The following is a 1715-nucleotide window of genomic DNA, read 5'->3' as shown; positions in this document are numbered from 1 at the left end:
ATTCGATCTCGGTCGCGCCGATCACGAACAGGTGGTCTTCCTTGGGCGCGATGTAGATCGGGTAACGCGGATGCACCAGGCGGGTTGGCCGCCGCAGGGTCACCTCGGGCGCGTGCACGCGCACGACCTCGCCGCGCACGCCGCGCAGCGCGCTCCACTGCGCGCGGGCGCCCAGGCCCCGGCAGTCGATCACCCAGTCGGGCTGGCCGGGCGTGCCGGGGGAAAAGTCCGATGGCGCGCGCGGGCAGTGCCAGTGGGCCTCGATGCCCAGGCCGGCGAAGCTGGCCTCCAGCGCGGCCAGCAGCTGCCGGTTGTCCAGCTGGCCCTCGCCGGGCAGATACAGCCCCTGGGCGAAGCGCTGCCCCACGGCTGGCTCGTGCGCCTGCACGCCGGCGCTGTCGAGCACCTGCAGGGCGGGCAGTTCCGGCAGGGTGGCCGTGGTGCGTTCGAGTTGTCCGCGCAGCCGCGCGGCCTCGGGCGCGTCCTGGCGGTGCCACAGGATCAGCGTGCCCTCCTGCTGAAAGAACACGGGGCCGTTCAGGCGGGCCAGCAACTGGGGCCAGCGCGTGAGCGCGTAGTGGCCCATGCGCACCACGCCGGGCTCGGTCACCGCGGACTCCGCCAACGGTGCCAGCATGGCTGCGGCGATGCGCGCCGCGGCGCCTTGCGCATCGGGCCCGGCGGCGTCGTAGACCGTGACCGCATGGCCCTGGTGGGCCAGCTCCACGGCCAGCAACCGGCCCATGAGGCCGGCGCCCAGAATGGCAAGGGAAGAGGGCGAGGAAGGGGAAAGAAGAAGGGGGCGCATCGGGTCCGTCTGTCTGCAAGCCAACAGGGGGACAAAACGGGAAGGCTCCGCCGATGAAACTCCCCACGCCAGCATGACCTGGATCAGGTCGCGGGGCACGCGGGGCGGTGGTGTGGCCGCCAGGCCCCAGGGTATGTTCTCAGTCGCGCGCCATGGGCGGGACACCCCTGTTTCGTCCGTGCAGGGATTACAGCACAGTGACCGCGCCCGCCGGTTTGACCTGGCGCATGGGCCATAATTTTTGCCCATGAACACTGAGACCCTCTCGCCGCCGGCCGCCCGCCGCTACGCACGCGTGCTGTCGATCGCCGGATCGGACAGCGGCGGCGGAGCGGGCATCCAGGCCGACCTGAAAACCTTCAGCGCCCTGGGCTGCTACGGCATGACCGCCATCACCGCCCTGACCGCGCAGAACACGCAGGGCGTGCGCGCCATCCACGGCGTGCCGCCGGACATGCTGCGCCAGCAGATCGATGCGGTGGTGGAGGACATCGGCGTGGACGCCGTGAAGATCGGCATGCTGCATTCGCCCGAGGTGGTGCGCGTGGTGGCCGATGCCATCCGCCGCCACCGCCTGCCGCACGTGGTGCTGGACCCGGTGATGGTCGCCACCAGCGGCGACCGGCTCATCGCGCAAGAAACCGTGGGCGTGCTGGTCGAGGCCTTGTTCCCGCTCGCCACGCTGGTCACGCCCAACCTCGACGAAGCGGGCTTGCTGCTGGGCCGGGCGGTGGACGGTGCCGATGCGCTGGACGCTGCGGCGCAGGACCTGCTGGCGCTCGGCGCGCCGGCCGTGCTGCTCAAGGGCGGCCACCTGCCGGGGCGACTGGGTGATCGACGTGCTGGCCGGGCCGCAGGGCCTGTACCACCGGCTGCAGTCGGCCCGCATCGCCACGCACAACGGGCA

Annotated in this window: 1 protein-coding gene and 1 pseudogene; one reads left to right on the top strand and one right to left on the bottom strand. The window is 71.8% G+C overall.

Going from position 1 to position 1715, the window contains the following annotated elements; translation table 11 throughout:
* Positions 1 to 808 (bottom strand): FAD-dependent oxidoreductase (locus tag AC27KI_RS24195; protein WP_487116278.1); only part of this gene is annotated, 808 nt, incomplete at its 3' end.
* Between the two features lie 247 nt (positions 809 to 1055).
* On the opposite strand from AC27KI_RS24195, the pseudogene thiD reads away from it, so the two are divergent.
* Positions 1056 to 1715: pseudogene (gene thiD, locus AC27KI_RS24190) on the top strand (bifunctional hydroxymethylpyrimidine kinase/phosphomethylpyrimidine kinase); the annotation flags it as partial.

The sequence above is a fragment of the Acidovorax sp. KPB24-03 genome, assembly GCF_057546605.1.
This window is presented reverse-complemented; position numbering and strand designations above follow the sequence as displayed.